Annotated in this window: 12 protein-coding genes; 7 read left to right on the forward strand and 5 right to left on the reverse strand. The window is 57.9% G+C overall.

Annotated elements, in window-relative coordinates; all coding sequences use genetic code 11:
- The first annotated feature begins 13 nt into the window (after window positions 1-13).
- From DW189_RS04015 to DW189_RS04045, 7 genes are all read left to right on the forward strand, one after another.
- Complete coding sequence (locus DW189_RS04015; protein ID WP_117506956.1) at window positions 14-3,247, forward strand: SusC/RagA family TonB-linked outer membrane protein; 3,234 nt, start codon at window positions 14-16, stop codon at window positions 3,245-3,247.
- A gap of 25 nt (window positions 3,248-3,272) precedes the next feature.
- On the forward strand, window positions 3,273-4,898 hold the full coding sequence (locus DW189_RS04020; protein WP_117506957.1) for a RagB/SusD family nutrient uptake outer membrane protein: 1,626 nt from the start codon (window positions 3,273-3,275) through the stop codon (window positions 4,896-4,898).
- Between the two features lie 43 nt (window positions 4,899-4,941).
- Window positions 4,942-7,434, forward strand: coding sequence for a hypothetical protein (locus DW189_RS04025; RefSeq protein WP_117506958.1), 2,493 nt, complete (start codon window positions 4,942-4,944; stop codon window positions 7,432-7,434).
- 83 nt (window positions 7,435-7,517) lie between these two features.
- Window positions 7,518-9,551, forward strand: coding sequence for a S8 family peptidase (locus tag DW189_RS04030; RefSeq protein WP_117506959.1), 2,034 nt, complete (start codon window positions 7,518-7,520; stop codon window positions 9,549-9,551).
- A 28-nt stretch (window positions 9,552-9,579) separates the two neighbouring features.
- Complete coding sequence (locus DW189_RS04035; RefSeq protein WP_022332947.1) at window positions 9,580-10,044, forward strand: lipocalin family protein; 465 nt, start codon at window positions 9,580-9,582, stop codon at window positions 10,042-10,044.
- 339 nt (window positions 10,045-10,383) lie between these two features.
- Window positions 10,384-11,571 carry an FprA family A-type flavoprotein gene (locus DW189_RS04040; protein WP_117506960.1) on the forward strand — a complete coding sequence of 396 codons (1,188 nt, stop codon included), beginning with the start codon at window positions 10,384-10,386 and terminating at the stop codon, window positions 11,569-11,571.
- Window positions 11,572-11,598: 27 nt separating this feature from the next.
- A complete protein-coding gene (locus DW189_RS04045; RefSeq protein ID WP_174760568.1) occupies window positions 11,599-12,912 on the forward strand; it encodes a UDP-glucose dehydrogenase family protein in 1,314 nt (437 codons plus the stop codon).
- 194 nt (window positions 12,913-13,106) lie between these two features.
- On the opposite strand, the gene DW189_RS04050 is transcribed toward DW189_RS04045, so the two are convergent.
- The 5 genes from DW189_RS04050 to DW189_RS04070 are packed head-to-tail and all read right to left on the reverse strand — an operon-like array spanning window position 13,107 to window position 17,878.
- A complete protein-coding gene (locus DW189_RS04050) occupies window positions 13,107-13,556 on the reverse strand; it encodes a YhcH/YjgK/YiaL family protein (RefSeq protein WP_117506961.1) in 450 nt (149 codons plus the stop codon).
- A gap of 11 nt (window positions 13,557-13,567) precedes the next feature.
- On the reverse strand, window positions 13,568-14,722 hold the full coding sequence (locus DW189_RS04055; RefSeq protein WP_117506962.1) for an endonuclease/exonuclease/phosphatase family protein: 1,155 nt from the start codon (window positions 14,720-14,722) through the stop codon (window positions 13,568-13,570).
- A 4-nt stretch (window positions 14,723-14,726) separates the two neighbouring features.
- Complete coding sequence (locus DW189_RS04060) at window positions 14,727-15,332, reverse strand: rhomboid family intramembrane serine protease (RefSeq protein WP_018694885.1); 606 nt, start codon at window positions 15,330-15,332, stop codon at window positions 14,727-14,729.
- 38 nt (window positions 15,333-15,370) lie between these two features.
- Window positions 15,371-17,434 (reverse strand): DNA mismatch repair endonuclease MutL, encoded by a 2,064-nt coding sequence (mutL, locus tag DW189_RS04065; protein ID WP_117506963.1) that lies wholly within the window; start codon window positions 17,432-17,434, stop codon window positions 15,371-15,373.
- Window positions 17,435-17,878: a hypothetical protein gene (locus DW189_RS04070; protein ID WP_032135057.1), complete on the reverse strand. Its 444-nt coding sequence runs from the start codon at window positions 17,876-17,878 to the stop codon at window positions 17,435-17,437. It lies immediately after the preceding gene.
- Between the last annotated feature and the right edge of the window lie 21 nt (window positions 17,879-17,899).

Here is a 17,899-nt window from a genome sequence, read left to right on the forward strand (position 1 = left end):
AAAATTAACGCTTATGGTAAGAAAAATTGTACTATCGTTAATTGCTGTTTTGGTACTCGGGCTATACGCATTCGCCCAAAACAAGCAGGTCTCCGGTACAGTTTCTGACGCAAACGGGAATCCCGTTGCGGGCGCTACTGTCATGGTAGACGGTACTTCGATCGGTACTACGACCAACGCGGCAGGCCAGTACTCACTTTCGGCTCCGGCTGACGGCACCCTTTCGGTGACGTTCATCGGATATGTAGGGCAGCAGCTCCCTATCGCTGGCAAATCGCGCATCGACGTGACTATGCACGAAGATACACAGGCGATCGACGACGTGATCGTCGTGGCGTTCGGTACCTCCAAAAAGGAGGCGTTTACCGGTTCTGCGACCGTCATCAAGGCGGACGACATCGCAAAGTCGCAGCAGTCGAACGTCGCCCAGTCGCTGGCCGGTAAGGTTGCCGGTGTCCAGATATCCAACGAATCGGGTAAACCGGGTGCCAACCCGATCGTCCGCATCCGTGGATTCAGTTCGATCAACGCCGAGAAAGACCCCCTGTGGATCGTGGACGGAACTCCCTACGAAGGAGACCTGAACAACCTGAACCCCAACGACATCGAGTCGATGACCGTTCTGAAGGACGCAGCATCCAACGCCCTTTACGGTGCGCGTGGTGCCAACGGTGTCATCATGGTCACGACCAAAAAGGCCCGTGGACAGGAAGCCACCGTCACGGTAGATGCCAAGTGGGGTGTGAACTCGCGCGCGATGCAGTCATACGACTACATCAAAAACCCGGCCCAGTATTATGAAACATACTACACGGCCCTGAACAGCTACTACCGGTCACAGGGCATGAGCGAGAGCACGGCACACGCCATGGCCAACAAGAACCTGGCCGCCTCGAAGAACGACGGCGGTCTGGGCTACATGGTTTACAGCGTGCCCGACGGCCAGTCGGTTATCGGCACAAACGGGAAACTCAATCCCAATGCTACGCTGGGCAACCGGGTCGTTTATAACGGACAGGACTACCTGCTTACCCCCGACGACTGGGAAGATATTGCTTTCCGCTCTTCGATGCGTCAGGAGTACAACGTGAGCGTATCGGGCGCCACGGATCGCAGTACGTTCTACGCCTCGTTCGGCTACCTGAATAACGAAGGTATCACCGAAAACTCGAATATGGAACGCTACACCGCCCGTCTGAAAGCCGATTACCAGGCCAAAAAATGGCTGAAGGTCGGGGCCAACGCCGGTTACGCCAACTTCACCTACAATTCGCTGAGCGCGGACGGGCAGGGAAACTCTTCGGCCAACCTCTTCGCCTTCACCTCGTCCATACCCCCCATCTATCCCCTCTACGTCCGTGACGGGCAGGGAAATATCATGAAGAACGACGCCGGCATCACGATGTACGACTACGGAGACGGAATGAACGCCGGTTTGACCCGTCCCCTGCTGCCGAATGCGAACGGTCTGGCGGATTCCCGCCTGAACACCGACCGTTCGGAAGGCAATGCCTTCAACGGCACGGGATTCTTCGACATATTGTTCCTGAAGGATTTCAAATTCACTTTCAATGTAGGTGTTTCGCTCGACGAGACCCGCCGGACGACCGTACAGAACCCCTATTTCGGACAGTTCGCCGACGAGAACGGTATCATAGGCAAATACCATACGCGTGATTTCTCGCACAACCTTCAGCAGATCCTCAACTACACCAAAGTCATCGGCAAGCACAATGTCAATGTAATGCTCGGCCATGAATACTACCAGCGCAGGCAGTACCTGCTTTACGGCAGCACGGGCAACATGTTCTCGCCCGACAACGACGAACTGGCCGGTGCGATAATCGACAAGCAGAGCGCAACCTCGTATGTCATCACCTATAATAATGAAGGCTATTTCGGCCGCGCGCAGTACGATTACGACGGTAAATATTTCTTCTCGGCTTCGTACCGCCGCGATGCCTCGTCGCGCTTCCATCCCTCGCACCGCTGGGGCAACTTCTGGTCGGTAGGTGCCGCATGGATCGTAACCAAGGAGAATTTCATGTCCGGGACACACGGCTGGCTCGACATGCTGAAGGTCAAGGCATCGATCGGTTCGCAGGGTAATGACAAAATCGGTGACTACCGTTATGTGGATACCTACCGGCTCGCCTCGTCGAATGGAGAGATGTCCGTGGCATTCCTGGAGAAAGGTAATCCCAACATCACCTGGGAGACCAATACCAACTTCAACGCCGGTATCGAATTCGGCGTGCTCCAAAACCGCATATCGGGTAGCATCGAGTACTTCAACCGCAAGACGACCGACATGCTGATGGCATTCCCCACGGCACCGTCGCTGGGTTACTCTTCCTACTATGCCAACGTCGGCGACATGTCCAACAAAGGTATCGAGGTCGACCTGAACTTCACCCCGATCCGCAGCAAAAACGTGCAGTGGGACATCAACGTCAACCTGACGCACCTCAAGAACAAGATCATTTCATTGCCTCCCGAACGCCGCACCATAGAGGTGGAGGGTTATTACGGCTACGGCGGCAGTAGCTTCTTCTACGGCGAAGGGCTGCCGCTGTATACCTTCTATATGAAGAAATACGCCGGCGTCTCGGAAGACGGACGTTCCATGTGGTATAAGGATGTAAAGGACAAGGACGGGAAGCCGACGGGTGAACGAACGACCACCACAGCCCATTCGGAAGCTAGCGATTACCTCTGCGGCAATGCGATCCCCGACCTTTACGGCGGCTTCGGCACGAGCGTTTCGTTCTTCGGGTTCGATTTCGGCATCAACTTCAACTACCAGATCGGCGGCAAGATCTACGACTCGGGGTATGCCGCAGCGATGAGCACGCCGACCCCGACCGGCAGCATCGGCGTGAACTGGCACAAGGACATACTCAACGCATGGACACCGGAGAATCCGAACTCGAACATTCCGCGTATGCAGTACGGCGATTCGAACACGACGGATACCTCCGACCGTTTCCTGATCGACGCAAGCTACCTGACCCTGCAGAACATCAACTTCGGCTATACACTGCCGTCGAAGTTCACCCAGAAATTCGGAGTCGGCAAGATGCGTATCTACCTCGCCTGCGAAAACGTATTCTATTGGTCCAAGCGTAAGGGACTGGATCCGCGCTACGCAGACAATACGGACAACCAGGGCGTTCTGGGAACCTCGAATTACGCAACCTATTCTCCGATACGCACCATCTCGGGCGGTATCAATATCCAATTCTAATCCATAACCAGCTAATTATTCGGATATGAAAAATATACTGAAAATATCTATAGCAGCCCTTGCTTCGGCTGCACTGCTTAGCGGGTGCATCAAGGAAACATTCCCGACCGACAGGGCCACATCCGACCAGATCGCAGGTTCCCCCTCGGCCCTCGAAGCGATGGTGAAAGGTATCCCCACGGCGCTTATCCAGGTTAAGTCGCTTACCGACTACGGCAATATGCACTGGAATTTCTCCCTCCCGGCCATCCACCTCGCTACCGATTCAGCAGCAGGCGACATGGCCATAACGGGCGATACGGGCTACGACTGGTTCAGCCAGTGGGGCGCCAACGATGCTCTCGCAGAGAACTACGCGGCCAATCTCCTGACCTGGAACAACTATTTCACTTGGATCAAGTCGACCAACGACATCATCAGCACCATCGACCCGGAAGCTCTCACGACCACGACCAAGCATATCCTCGGCTTCGCTTACGCTTACCGGGCTTCGTTCTACCTCGACCTGGTACGTCTCTATGAGTTCAAGGAGAATAAATACACGTCCGCAGACGGAGTGCTCGGCCTTGCCGTACCTATCGTAACCGAGACCACGACCGAGGCCGAAGCTAAGGCCAATCCCCGTGCGTCGGCAGCCGACGTCTACGAGAAAGTGATCTTCCCCGACCTCGAAAAGGCGGCGACATACCTTTCCGATTACTCGGCGACAGATCCCTACACGCCCAGTTTGGCTATGGTCTATGGGCTCCAGGCTCGTGCTTATCTGGAACGCGGTACTGCCGACAACAATCCCGATGCTTACAAGAAGGCAGCAGAGTATGCCCGCAAAGCCATCACCACGAGCGGTTGCACACCCCTGACCCAGGCACAGTGGGAGGATCCGACGACCGGTTTCAATAGTGCGACGGCAAACAAATCGTGGATCTGGGGCCTGCCGATCACCAGCGACAACGTTTCCAACCTGCTGAACTTCCAGGCCCACATCGGTAACGAGGAGTCGTGGGGATACGGACACCAGGTAGGCCGTGCCATTGACAAGGCCCTCTACAACAAGATCGACGACAAGGATTTCCGCAAGCATTCGTGGCTCGATCCCGACCGCAATTTCTACGCGTACAAGAGTTGCCGCCCCAACGGCAGTGCATACTTCGCAACGCTGAAAGACTATGTCAATATCAAGTTCCGTCCCGCCCAGGGCAACTATACCGACTTCAAAGTCGGCGGGGCTACGGATATTCCCTGCATGCGCGTCGAGGAGATGTACCTTATCGAAGCGGAAGCTACGGCGCAAAGCAATATCGTCGCCGCCCGTGAACTGCTCAACGAATTCATGAAGTACCGTTTCACCGACGGCTCGTACGATTGTAGCGAACGCACGCCGACACTCAAGAGTTTCATCGAGGAGCTGATCCTCCAAAAACGCATCGAGTTCTGGGGCGAGGGTATCATCATGTTCGACCTGAAACGTCTGGATATGTCCATGACCCGCGGCTACAAGGGTACCAATTCTCCTTCCGATTATCGTTTGAACACCGACGGCCGCGCTCCCCACTGGAATTTTGTCATTACCCGTGGTGAAATCCAGAACAACCCCGCCGTAGTCAACAACCCCGACCCCTCGGGCAAGATAACGCCTTGGACGGATAAGTAACGGCAATATGCAAAATTTGCTTTAATACCAAAGACCGAATAGTATGAAAACAATCAAATATATATTGTACGCGCTCACAGCGACATTCGTGCTCGCAAGTTGCTCGGACGACATTAAGTATACTCCCGGCGAAGGCGAAGACACGGACTGCTACGGCGTTTATTTTCCCTCGCAGGAAAATGCCGGCGACCAAGAGCTCGATCCGGCGGAGCCTACGACCCTGACCTTCACGGCCATGCGCAAGAACTACAACGATGCGATCACCGTGCCTGTGGAAGTCAGCAGCACCCAGGACGGCCTTTTCACGGTCTCGGAAATCAAATTCGAGGCCGGACAGGAAGCAACCACGTTCTCGGTGGACTTCCCCGGAGCTGAGGTCGGTAAGACCTACGATTGCTCCATCGTGGTGAAGGACAAGAAATACGCACTGCTTTACGGAGAATATTCCAACGGGCTCGATTTCAGCGTCACCCGCGTCCAGTGGGATCTCGTGAAGGGCCCCAACGGTGAAACCAAAGGCACGTGGCGCGACGACTTCTTCACGGCGATAATGGGCTCCAACATAAAGGAAAACGGTGTCCCCAATGCAGAAAAGGAAGTCGAGATTTACGAACGTGCCGACATGAAGGGTTACTACCGTATCAAGGATATTTATGACGAAGCCTACATGGCCAAAATCGTCGGTGGAAGGTATTCCAACGTTCCCTCCGTTCCGACCTATACCATCATCGACGCGCGGGATCCCGAAAAAGTATGGTTCCCGGTACAGCCGACAGGTTTTGAGATCAACGACGTAGGTTACGAAGACAACGGCGCATTCGTGATCGTTTCGTTCTGCCAGGAGAATTATCCCGGCATGGCTTCGGCCACGATGTACGGCACGCTGGAAAACGGCGTCCTCACCTTCCCGCCGAAGGCGATCCTTCTGACGACACCTTCGCTATGGGAAGCAACCAGCTACTTCAAGGCCAATACCGAAATGACCCGCCTGTTGTTCCCGGGCGCGGTAAGCTACGATTACTCGGTAGCCTTCGAGAAGTCGGCGCCCGCAGACGGCAAGGTCGCCATCACGGCTACGCTCGGCAGCGACGTCGACAAGGTGAAATATGCCTTCTTCGAGGGTGCGCTCAGCGAGTCGCTCGCTGCGGCCAAATCGGGAGACATCGACGCAGGGACGATCCCGAGCGAGGAGATCACGGCTTCGGGTACGATCACCGCCGTCATGGAGAAGACCGGCATCTACACCATCGTCGGCAATTCTTATGACGAAAAAGGCAACCTCCAGAAATACGGGTACGTATCGTTCGGTTACGTCAAGGCCGGCGAGGAGAAACCCGTCATAATGAGCGTCCGCACAGAGCTTACGTGGGAGTATGAGTCCCAAGGCTACACCCCGGAAAACTCGATCAAGGGGATCCTGTTCGGCGAGGAGATCGCATCGGGGTACATCGGCCTGTTCACGACGGCTTCGACCCAGGACATGAACGAATCGCAGCTGATCGCGGGTGTCAAGGCATCCGGCAAGGCACTTACCACAGCTCAACTCGAAAAGATTAACGGCACAGGTTACGCTCCGTTCTATACGGGTCTGTCGGCAGGTACAAGTTACACCCTGCTGGTATACGCCGACAACGGTTACAACGGCAAACTGTTCGCCGTAGAACAGACTACTGCCGGCAAGGCAGATCCGCTGCAGCGCAAATACACGATCGACGACCTCTATGTGTTCAGCGATAAAGCCCAACTGTTCAAGACATGGAACCTGTGGGGAATCAGCAACGACGGCTCCGGTAAAACGGATCGCAGCAAGATCGGCCAGGTCGTCTTCTCGGAGAATGAGACCGACGACACCAACAATCTGGATGCAATCAATGTTGCGGGCCTCTCGCTCGGAGCCAATAACGAAGACACGGTTGTCTGGGAGTGGTATAACGGGATCATCTATGTTCTGAAAGGGCAGCCCATGGGCACCATTCCGTACCTGGGAGCGACGCTCTATCTCAAGTATTACATTCTGGACAAAGAAACGGGCATGGGTTCCGACACAATCGACGGCATGATGATCGGAGGTGTCACGGAAGACGGGTATCTCGCCCTGATTTGTGGCCCCGACTGGTCGGATCAGTATAATTTCGACACCATATTAGTCAAGGCATACACGGATGCCAACTATACGAACTCGATCGGCAACTGGGAAAGCTATACGTCCCCGCTGATGGTACCGGCGACCGGTAGCAACACGGGAGCAGCCGCACCGCGCAAGGTTGCTTCGGATAAGATGCTGACCCTCTCGAAGGAAATTTCCATCAACCCCTCGAACTATGTCGAACTGCGCGGCCGCGAACGTGCTCACGCCCTGATCGACGAACTGTTCGGCAAGCCCGTCAACCGCGGCGCGAACCCGCTCGAAGGTGAGGTGTCCGTTCGGATCGCAACTCCCGCGATGAGTTCATTCTCCGAAGGTTTTGTACCCCGGGCAAACACTCTGCAAAGCGGAGGCATGGAGAAAATGCCCCTGAAAAAAATGGCTAAATAATTTCAGTCGTTCACCCAATTAGTGATCAAGAGCGGTCTCCCCTTCCACCGGGGAGGGGAGACCCTCAAAAAATAACTCGGATTATGATTGATAAAAAATTACTACTCATTGCGGCGTTTCTGCTTGCGAGTTGTACGTCAGACCCTATGACCGACGCAACCGACGGCGGTTCGCAGATACCCGCCACATCGCATAAGATCGTCAACACCTCGATCAACGCCGAAGCGGGCAGCCTGCTCGTTTATTTCGACGACGCAGCCATCGGCAGCCTCGAACAGGCCGCCGAAGCCGCCGCCAAGACACGTTCGGTCGCTACCCGCGCGGGTATCGTCTCCGTGGATGAAATACTTTCGGAGCTGAACGTCAGCTCCCTGAACCGCCTGTTCCCGGTAGACACACGCAACGAGGAGCGCACGCGCGCAGCCGGCCTGCACAAGTGGTACGAATTGCAGTTCGACACCGAAGTCGACCTGGATCTCGCCGCACAGAAACTGTCGGCCGTAGCCGAAGTGGCGAACATCCAGTTCAACACGAAGCTCGAAAAAATGTGGGACGGCAAGGCCACCCCGCTCCGTTCGGATGCGCCCGCCATGTCGGCAGACACACGTTCGATCGTATGGCCGTTCAACGACCCGGAATTGAAGCGCCAGTGGCACTATATCAACAAAGGCGACAAGGCCGTGGCACAGACCGCGCGCGAAGGTGCGGACATCAACGTGGAAGAGGCATGGAAACTCACGGCCGGAGATCCCAAGATCATCGTAGCCGTAGTCGACGAAGGCGTGAAATATACGCACCCCGACCTGGCTGCGAACATGTGGGTCAACACCAGGGAGATGACCGGAACCACGGGCGTCGATGACGACGGCAACGGTTACGTGGATGATTATTACGGGTACAATTTCGTTACGAACGGCCCCATCTCCTGGGATGTGGTCGACGCAAAGGGCGACGGCGACTCCGGCCACGGGACGCATACCGCAGGCACGGTAGCAGCGGTCAACAACAACGGCATCGGTGTCTGCGGAGTAGCGGGCGGCTCGGGCAACAACGACGGTGTACGGCTCATGTCGTGCCAGGCCCTGTCCGGTACGGCAGCCGGCTCGGGCACGACGGCCGTCATGGCAAGGGCATTCAAATACGCGGCCGACAACGGTGCTTCGATCATCCAGTGCTCGATGGGTATCAAGGGCGGTGGCTACACCTCCGACGACCAGTACGCCAAAAATGCCAAAGCGGAGCACGACGCACTCGCCTATTTCATCGCCACGTCGAACTGCGACGCGATAGACGGCGGTCTGGTCATCTTCTCGGCCGGCAACGACGCACTCGACCGTGCCGGGTACCCCGGGGCGTTCCGCGATTATATTTCGGTAACCTCGTTCTCGCCCGACTTCCTGCCTGCAAGCTACACCAACTACGGCCCCGGCTGTAACATCTCGGCGCCGGGCGGCGACGCTTACATTGCAAGCAATTCGACCGCTACGGTACTTTCGACGATGCCTTCGGAAATGAACGAGGGTTCGGATTACGGCTATATGCAGGGAACCTCGATGGCCTGCCCGCACGTATCGGGCGTCGCCGCACTCGGCCTCTCCTATGCCGTGGCAAAAGGCAAGCACTACACCCGCAACGAGTTTATCAGCATGCTCCTCACCTCGGTGAACGACATGGAACGGTATCTCGACGGCACCAAAGAATCGAACGGCACGATGTACCTCGAAAACTACCGTAAGCAGTTGGGTACGGGCGCAGTAGACGCTTATCAACTGCTGATGCAGATCGAAGGCACGCCGTGCCTCAAGGTCGGTGTAGGGGCTGAAGAGCTCATTCCCCTGACGCAGTTCTTCGGCGGCAGCGCAACGAACCTCACCTACACCGATGTTTCGATGTCCGCAGCCGACATGGCCAAACTGGGGATCGAGGCTGCACCCACGATGGCGTACGGCAAACTGAAGATCAAATGCACCAAGTCCGGCGTGGCGAAGATCACGGTTACGGCAATCGGCGGCGGCGACAAGGTCGGCACGGGCAGCGTGATGGGCGGCATGACGATCACCAAGGAATTCGCCGTCATCGCCCGCGGCGTACAGGCCGGGAACGGAGGTTGGTTATAATACGAATTACGATAACAGCAAAAAGATCATGAGAAAGACTATCTATATTCTCTTTGCCATACTCGGCATGAGCCTGTTCGCAGGGTGCGACGACGACAACAAAGACAACAACACGCCGTTGGCCAAGCAACTCGTCGGAGAATGGCGCCTGACCTCATGGACAGGCCAGGCTCCGCAGGTGTTCGACGCCTACATCGCATTCGACGGCGGGTCGTTCACCATCTACCAGAAGATCGAATCCGTAAAGTACCAGAAATACACGGGCAGCTACTTGCTCAAAGGCGATGTACTTTCGGGAAATTACAGCGACAACACCCCCTGGGGAAGCTCGTACACGGTCACGGCAGACGAATCGTCCAACACCATCACGCTGACCAGCACGGCCGACACCGGCGACGTGTGCGTATACACTCGTGCGACGATTCCGGAGTCGGTAAAGAATGACGCGGTAAGCATGCAGGGCGTACGCTCGGATTTCTTCCGGTTGCTCTAAGCCCCGGCTTGTAATATTTCCAAAGCCTTCGGCACTTGCCGAAGGCTTTTTTTTACGCCTGTCCCCGATGCCGCAGTGCGGGTTCGCCATGCGCAAACGGCAAGCCCCCGGTCAACGCCACAGGCACCCCGCAGGCCGGAAAACCAGCTGCCCAGCCACCGCATCATGCGGGAATCGCTTTTTTTTCGGAAACAGATTTCACGCATATCCGAAAAAACGGTTATCTTTACGCAAATTTTTAATATCCGACGATAGGGAAAAATCCGGCAAGCAGGAAGGCACGCGCCGCTCCACTTTGGCACATTTTTCACTATCTTTGAAACAAATACGCCACGCACCATGAATATCACCGAAATTTTGCCCGGCATCCATTACGTCGGGGTCAACGATCGCACAACCACCCGTTTCGAAGGTCTCTGGTCGCTCCCGCAGGGGGTTTCATACAATGCCTATCTGGTTGCCGACGAGAAGGTCGCACTGATAGATACGGTCGAAGAGGGCTTCGGCAGCCGTCTGACAGAGAACATCCGCGAGGCCATCGGCGACCGCAAGATCGACTACCTGGTCATCAACCACATGGAACCCGACCACTCGTCGTCCGTGCGCGCACTGCGCATGCTCTACCCCGACATCCGAATCGTGGGCAACGCCAAGACGCTGCAGATGCTCCAGGGATTCTACGGCATCGACACCGGGACGCTCGAAGTCAAGGAGGGCGACAGCATATCGCTCGGCTCGAAAACGCTCTCGTTCTACATGGCGCCGATGGTACACTGGCCCGAAACGATGGTGACATGGTGTGCCGAGGCCGGCACGCTCTTCTCGGGCGATGCCTTCGGCACGTTCGGCGCCATCGACGGCGGCATCACCGACTCGCAGGTAGACCCGTCGCGCTACTGGGACGAAATGCGCCGCTACTACGCCTGCATCGTCGGCAAATACGGAGGGCCTGTACAAAAGGCGCTCGCGAAGGTACGGGGCCTGAACCCCACGACCATCTGCTCGACCCACGGCCCCGTATGGCAGCGCGAGATCCCGCAGGTGATCGACGTCTACGACCGTCTGAGCCGCTACGAAGGCGAACCTGGCGTGGTGATCGCCTATGGCTCGATGTACGGCAATACGGAGCAGATGGCCGAGCGCATAGCGCGCGAACTGGCCGCCGAAGGCGTGGGCCCGATCGTCGTCCACAACATGTCCTACGCCGATGAATCCATCGTCCTGCGCGACGTGTTCCGTTACGACACGCTCATCGTGGGCGGCCCGACCTATAACGGCGGGCTCTACCCGCCCGTGGCACGCCTGCTCGACCTGATCGCGGCACGCTGCGTCCCGCAGCGCAACTTCGGTTGGTTCGGCTCCTTCTGCTGGGCGAGCGCCGCCGTGCGCTGCCTGGGCGAATTCGCACAGAAGATGAAGTGGGAGGCGATCTGCGAACCCGTGGAAATGAAGCAGGGTTTCTCGCCGGCATGGCATGAGGCATGCCACGCGCTCGCCGGGCGGATCGCCGGGTGCATGCACCGCTAAACCAACCAAAATCTTGGACATAATATGATGAAAATCGCAGTCGTAGGTACGGGTTATGTCGGCCTCGTATCGGGTGCCTGTTTCGCAGAAATGGGGCTCGATATTACGTGCGTCGATGTCGACAGGAAAAAGATCGACGCCCTGAACAACGGCCTCATCCCGATTTACGAGCCGGGGCTCGAAGAACTCGTCAAACGCAATGTCGAGGAGGGGCGCCTGCACTTCACGACCGAACTGACGGACTGCCTGGACAAGGTGGAAGTAGTCTTCTCGGCCGTCGGCACACCGCCCGACGAAGACGGTTCGGCAGACCTGAAATACGTGCTCGAAGTCGCCCGTACGTTCGGTCGCAACATCAAGAAGTATACGGTGCTCGTCACCAAAAGCACCGTACCCGTCGGTACGGCGCAGAAGGTCAAGGCCGTGATCCGGGAAGAGATAGACAAACGCGGCTGCAAGGTGCCGTTCGACGTGGCCTCGAACCCCGAATTCCTGAAGGAAGGCGCGGCCATCAAAGATTTCATGTCGCCCGACCGCGTGGTCGTAGGCGTCGAGAGCGAACGGGCGCGCAAGCTGATGACCCGCCTGTACCGTCCGTTCCTGATCAACAATTTCCGGGTGCTGTTCATGGACATCCCCTCGGCGGAAATGACCAAATACGCGGCCAACGCCATGCTGGCGACCCGCATTTCGTTCATGAACGAGATCGCCAATCTCTGCGACCTGGTAGGGGCGAACGTCGAAATGGTGCGCAAGGGCATCGGATCCGATGCCCGCATCGGCAGCAAGTTCCTCTACCCCGGCTGCGGCTACGGCGGCTCGTGCTTCCCCAAGGACGTGAAAGCCCTGGCCCGTACGGCCCAGGAACACGGTTATACGATGCAGGTCATCGAGGCGGTGGAACGGGTCAACGAAGGGCAGAAATCCATCCTGTTCGGCAAACTGCAACGGGCGCTGGGCGACCTGCGCGGGAAAACCATCGCGATATGGGGCCTCGCGTTCAAGCCCGAAACGGACGACATGCGCGAAGCGCCGGCACTGGTGGTGATCGACCTGTTGCGTAAGGCGGGCGCCACGGTTCGGGTTTACGACCCCGTGGCGATGGAGGAAGCCCGCCGCAGGATCGGCGACGAAGGGGTGCATTACGCTGGTTCGATGTACGAAGCCGCGGAGGGTGCCGATGCCATCGCGCTCGTCACGGAGTGGAAACAGTTCCGGATGCCCGACTGGCCGCAATTGCTCACGCTCATGCGCGACAACATCCTGGTCGACGGCCGCAACATCTTCGACAAGGAAGAGGTGCTCAACGCCGGGCTGCGCTACTACGGCATCGGAAAATAATACTCTTACGGCACAGGCATAACGACACAATCCCCGGAGCTTCTGCTTCGGGGATTGTCCTTGTCGCCTACACCGCCTGCTACACCTACCCCGCGATGCGGCTCGCATCCCGAAAACCCGACGCAGCATAACGGCAAAACGAGAGGCGGTTCCGCAGGGAACCGCCTCTCGCGCATCCGTAATCCGGCCCGCCGTTACTTGCGAACCTTCACAATGATCTTGCGCACATCGCCCTCGCCGATCATCGGCGCATGGCCGTCCTCGGGGAAGAAGATCGTGAACTGCCCCGGGCGCAGCGTATAGAAGGTCTGCGGCTCATCGTCGAAGAAACGGATATCCTTCTGGGCATCGAATTCGCCCAGCGGCTTGCGCAGGTCGGCACGCTCGCTCCACCCGAAGGTCTCCTGCTCACCGCGGATCAGCACCTGGATGTCGATATAGGCGTCGTGTATTTCGAGTTTGGCATCCGCCGGTTTTTTCAGCTCAGGTTCCATTACGTTGACATAGATGTCCTTGCCGTCGAGTTCATGGATCCCCGGCTCCATCGTTTCCCAGTCGGTCGAAGCGATGAAGCCGAAGGCTTTTTCCAGACGCGGGCTCACCGGATAATAGAGCGCGCTGTTCTTCAAAGAGTCGAAAATCATAGTTTATCGGATTAGTTATTCAGTAGATTCTTTTGGAGACGCACCACGACGGGCAGGTGATCCGAATATTCGACCTGCGGCACCTCGTAGGAAACCGGGTCGAAACTGTCGGAGCAGAGGACATAGTCGATGCGCAGCGTATTGAAGAAGCCGCGGAAAGTATGCGAATAGCCCGAACCGCTCTTGCTGAAAGCGTCGTTCAGCCCCCCGGCCATCGTGCGGTAGACATAGGACATCGGCGTATCGTTGAAATCGCCGCAGACGATGCACCGCGCACGCGCGTCGGCGATGACATCGGCAATGCTGTCGACCTGTGCGGCACGCAGGATGCTGTTCTCGCGCAGGCGGCTCACGATGCTGCGGATCTTGACTTCGCGTGCCGTGTCGGAGATGAAATCGCGGTTGGTGATATATTCGTTGTCGGCCGCCTTGATCGCCGTCGAACGCAGGTGGTTGTTGAACACGCGCACCGTATCGTCACCGATCAGCAGGTCGGCCCAGACCGACGTATTGGGGGTCAGGACGATGCCCGAGCGCAGGATACGGTATTTGCTCAGGATGAAAAGCGATGCCCCATACAGCGAATCGGGAGCCTGCGTGCGGCCGAAGGCCGCGCTTTCGTATTTCTCGTCCAACAGGGCGAAATCGTCGGATTTCTCGGCCAGGCGGGCATTGAACTCCTGCATGCAGACGATATCGGGATCGTATTCGCCGATCAGGCGCACGATGTCATCAACATTGCTGGCTCCGCTTTCGCCGAAGAAACTGCGCACGTTATAGGTCATGACCTTGAAAGCCCGGCGGTCGTAGCTCTCCTCGCCGTAGCTGCGGCGGAATTCGGGCTTATAGAAGAGCGAAACCTTGAAGAGGCCGATGACGACCAGCGCCAGCATCGTTCCGGCGCGGAGCAACCGCCAGCGGATGACCCAGTAGAGCGCCAGGATGACCGTAGCGACGTAGATCGCCGGGGCGGCAAGCCCCAGCAGGGGAAAGAACCAGACCCCGGCGGGGTTCACATAAGGGACGAAATAGGTGACGGCCATCGTGGCCCCGACAACGACAGTCAGGAGCGTCATCACCAGGTCGAGCAGCCACATGAGCAGGCTGCGGTGCGGTTTCTCCCCGCGCCGGCCGCCGTAATCGTTCTTATAGAATTCGCCGGACATCAGCTCAGAAGCGGATTATGCCGCGCTGCTTCCACCAGTGGAGCAGCAGGAAACCCCAGAGCATACCGCCCACGTGGGCGAAATGCGCCACATTGCCTACGCCGCGCCAGCCGAGGAAAAGTTCGATGACGCCGTAGATGATGACGAACCATTTAGCCTTCATCGGGATCGGCGGGATCAGCAACATGATGACCGCATTGGGATGCATGACGCCAAAAGCGAGCAGCAGCCCCATCACCGCGCCCGAAGCACCGACCAGCGACATGGGCAGCTCGCCGAACGCCAGCGCCGTGAAATACTGGATCAGTGCCGCACCGATGCCGCAAACCATGTAATAGGTCAGGAAACGCTTCGACCCCAATTCGTATTCCAACGTACGCCCGAACATCCACAAGGCGAACATATTGAAGAAGATATGCTCGAAATTGGCATGCACGAACATATAGGTGACGAACTGGTAGGTGTGGAACAACGGCGCTCCCAGCCACAGGGCGCAATACTCCATGATGGCGTTATGTGCCGGTTGGATCAGGGCCGTAGCCATGTAGACCAGGGCATTGATGATTATCAGGTTTTTCACCACCGGGGGTGTTTGAAAATAGCTGTTCATTGCGTAAAATTTTTACAAAAGTACGTTTTTCCACCGGATTATCCCAGTTTGGTACGGATATCTTCGGGGGTTATTTCTGCTGTTATGGCTTTGCCCGAGGGCGAGAAACTGAAATTGCCCGTGGCAGCGAGCTGGGCGAGCAGTACGGCGGCTTCGTCGCGCGACATATTGCGGGGAATGCCTTTCGCCCCGCCGCGCGCCATGACGGCGGCGATCTTCTCGCGGCGCTGATCCGCAAGCGACACGGGCGTAGAAAAGGCTTGCAGCAGGTCGTAGACCATCTGGTCGACGGCATCGGCCGGCATATCGGCCGGCGTGCCCTTCACCTCGATCGTCCCCTCCCCCGCAAAGTCGATGTCGAATCCCAGCGACGCGAATTCCACGGCGTTCTCCTCGAGCAGCGCATATTCGTCGCCCGACAACACCAGCCGCTCGGGAAAGAGCAGTTGCTGGCTCACGGAAGCCCCGTTTCCGAGCATCTTCAGGTAATCCTCGTAAAGAATGCGCTCACGGGCACGCCGCACGTCCACCACGACGAACCTCCCGCCCAGCAGTGCGGCGAGGTACCCGCCGCCCAACGGCAGGGGATCGGTAAATTCCGGACGCCCCTCGACCGCCAGCCGCTGCTGCCCGGCCGTAGCCCCGGAAGGGATGAACTCCAGGGCACTCGTCCCGAACCCGGCGCCGGACTCCACCTCGAAACTGCTCCCCGAAACGAAATCCTCGAACCCGTCGGCCGCCGAGGAAGGGATGGTGAAGTCCTCCCCCGCCGGCGGGGTTTGCGGAAGGGTAAATCCGCCGCCGGCACTGCGCAGCCCGCCGGGCAGGCTGCCCCCGGACGCACTGCGCCCCGACATGCCGCCTCCCGCAGCGGCGCGCGGGGCGAAGCCCGTCCCCGCTGTGTCGGAAAGCGTCTGTCCGCGATCGTCGTACGGGACGTCGAAGCCCGTGAAATCGACATTGGGATCGGGTGCCGTAGGGTCGATATACTCCTCGCGGAACGGATTGTAGTCGCCGTTGGACATGGCGCGGGGCTCGCTGTAAACGGCCCCTTTGCTCAATGCCGGGATCTCCACGATGCCGTCGCGGTCGAAATCCATCAGCGGCACGGCCCCCGTCTTGGCGAGCGTCTCACGCACGGCGGCGTTGATGATCTGCCAGACGGCCTCCTCGTCGGCGAATTTGACTTCGGTCTTCTGCGGGTGGACATTGACGTCGATGCGCGAAGGGTCGATCGTCAGGTAGAGGAAATAGGAAGGCGAACTGCTCTCGGGGATCAGTTTTTCATAGGCCTTCATGATGGCGCTCGTGAGGTACGAACTCTTGAAATAACGTCCGTTGACGAAGAGGTACTGCTCGCCGTTGCGCCGCTTGGCGGCAGCCGGACGGCCGATATAGCCCCCGATGCGGGCGATCGAGGTGTCGGCATCGACCTCCAGCAGGTTTTGCTTGATATGGCGTCCCACCACGTCGACGATACGTCCCGCCAGCGACGTGGCACAGAGCGTATAGACCGGGGCGTCGTTGGCGTAAAGTTCGAAGGCGATATGGGGGTTGCACAGCGCAACACGCTGGAATTCGGCCTTGATCTGTGCGGCCGAAGTCGTACTCTTGTCAAGGAAACGACGGCGGGCGGGCACGTTGTAAAAGAGGTTGCGCACGAAGAACTGCGCCCCCACGGGACACATCACGGGAGTCTGCCCGGCGAACTGGCCGCCGTTGATTTCGGTCTGGGTACCCACCTCGTCGCCCTCCTGCCGCGTGCGCAATTCGACCTGCGCCACGGCCGCGATCGAAGCGAGCGCCTCGCCGCGGAACCCGAACGTATCGAGGGCGTAGATGTCTTCGACGGAAGTTATCTTGCTGGTGGCATGGCGGTCGAAGGCCATACGCGCGTCGATGGGCGACATGCCCGAGCCGTCGTCGACGATCTGGATCAAATCCTTGCCCCCGTCACGGAAGTTGACCTTCACGGTACGGGCGCCGGCGTCGATGGCGTTCTCCATCATCTCCTTGACCACCGATGCGGGACGGTTGACGACCTCGCCCGCAGCAATCTGGTTGGCGACGACTTCGGGTAATAATCTGATCTTATCTGCCATTTATTCCTGGTAATCGTTGGGAACCACCGTGATAGGCTGCTCCTGCCACTCTACGTCGGAAATACCCGTCTGGTCGAGCCCGTTGCGCGGAGCGGATTCGGTGGCAGCGGATTCGGTCTGTGCCGGCGCCGTACGGGCGCGCAGGAACACATCGGCGAGCTTAGGATAAAGGATGTAGATGAACAGCAGGACGATAACTGCGGCACCGGCCATCTTCCAGATGCGCATACGCCCCTTGTCATCCTCCTTGGAACGGCGGGCGGCACGGGCATCGCGCTGCGTACGGATATATTGTCCGGGACGGTACTCACGATCCCCGTCTTCGGCCCTTTCGCCGCGAAGTTCGGCACGGCGCTGCTCGCGCGCCTCCTTTTCGGGATCGTAGTAGCGCGGTATGTAGTTGAACTTGTTGGCGTGTCTCTTGAACGGGGTGAAACCTAACATGGCGTGTCCTCCTAATTATTT

This window comes from Alistipes sp. AM16-43 (genome assembly GCF_003435745.1).
Taxonomy (GTDB): domain Bacteria; phylum Bacteroidota; class Bacteroidia; order Bacteroidales; family Rikenellaceae; genus Alistipes; species Alistipes onderdonkii.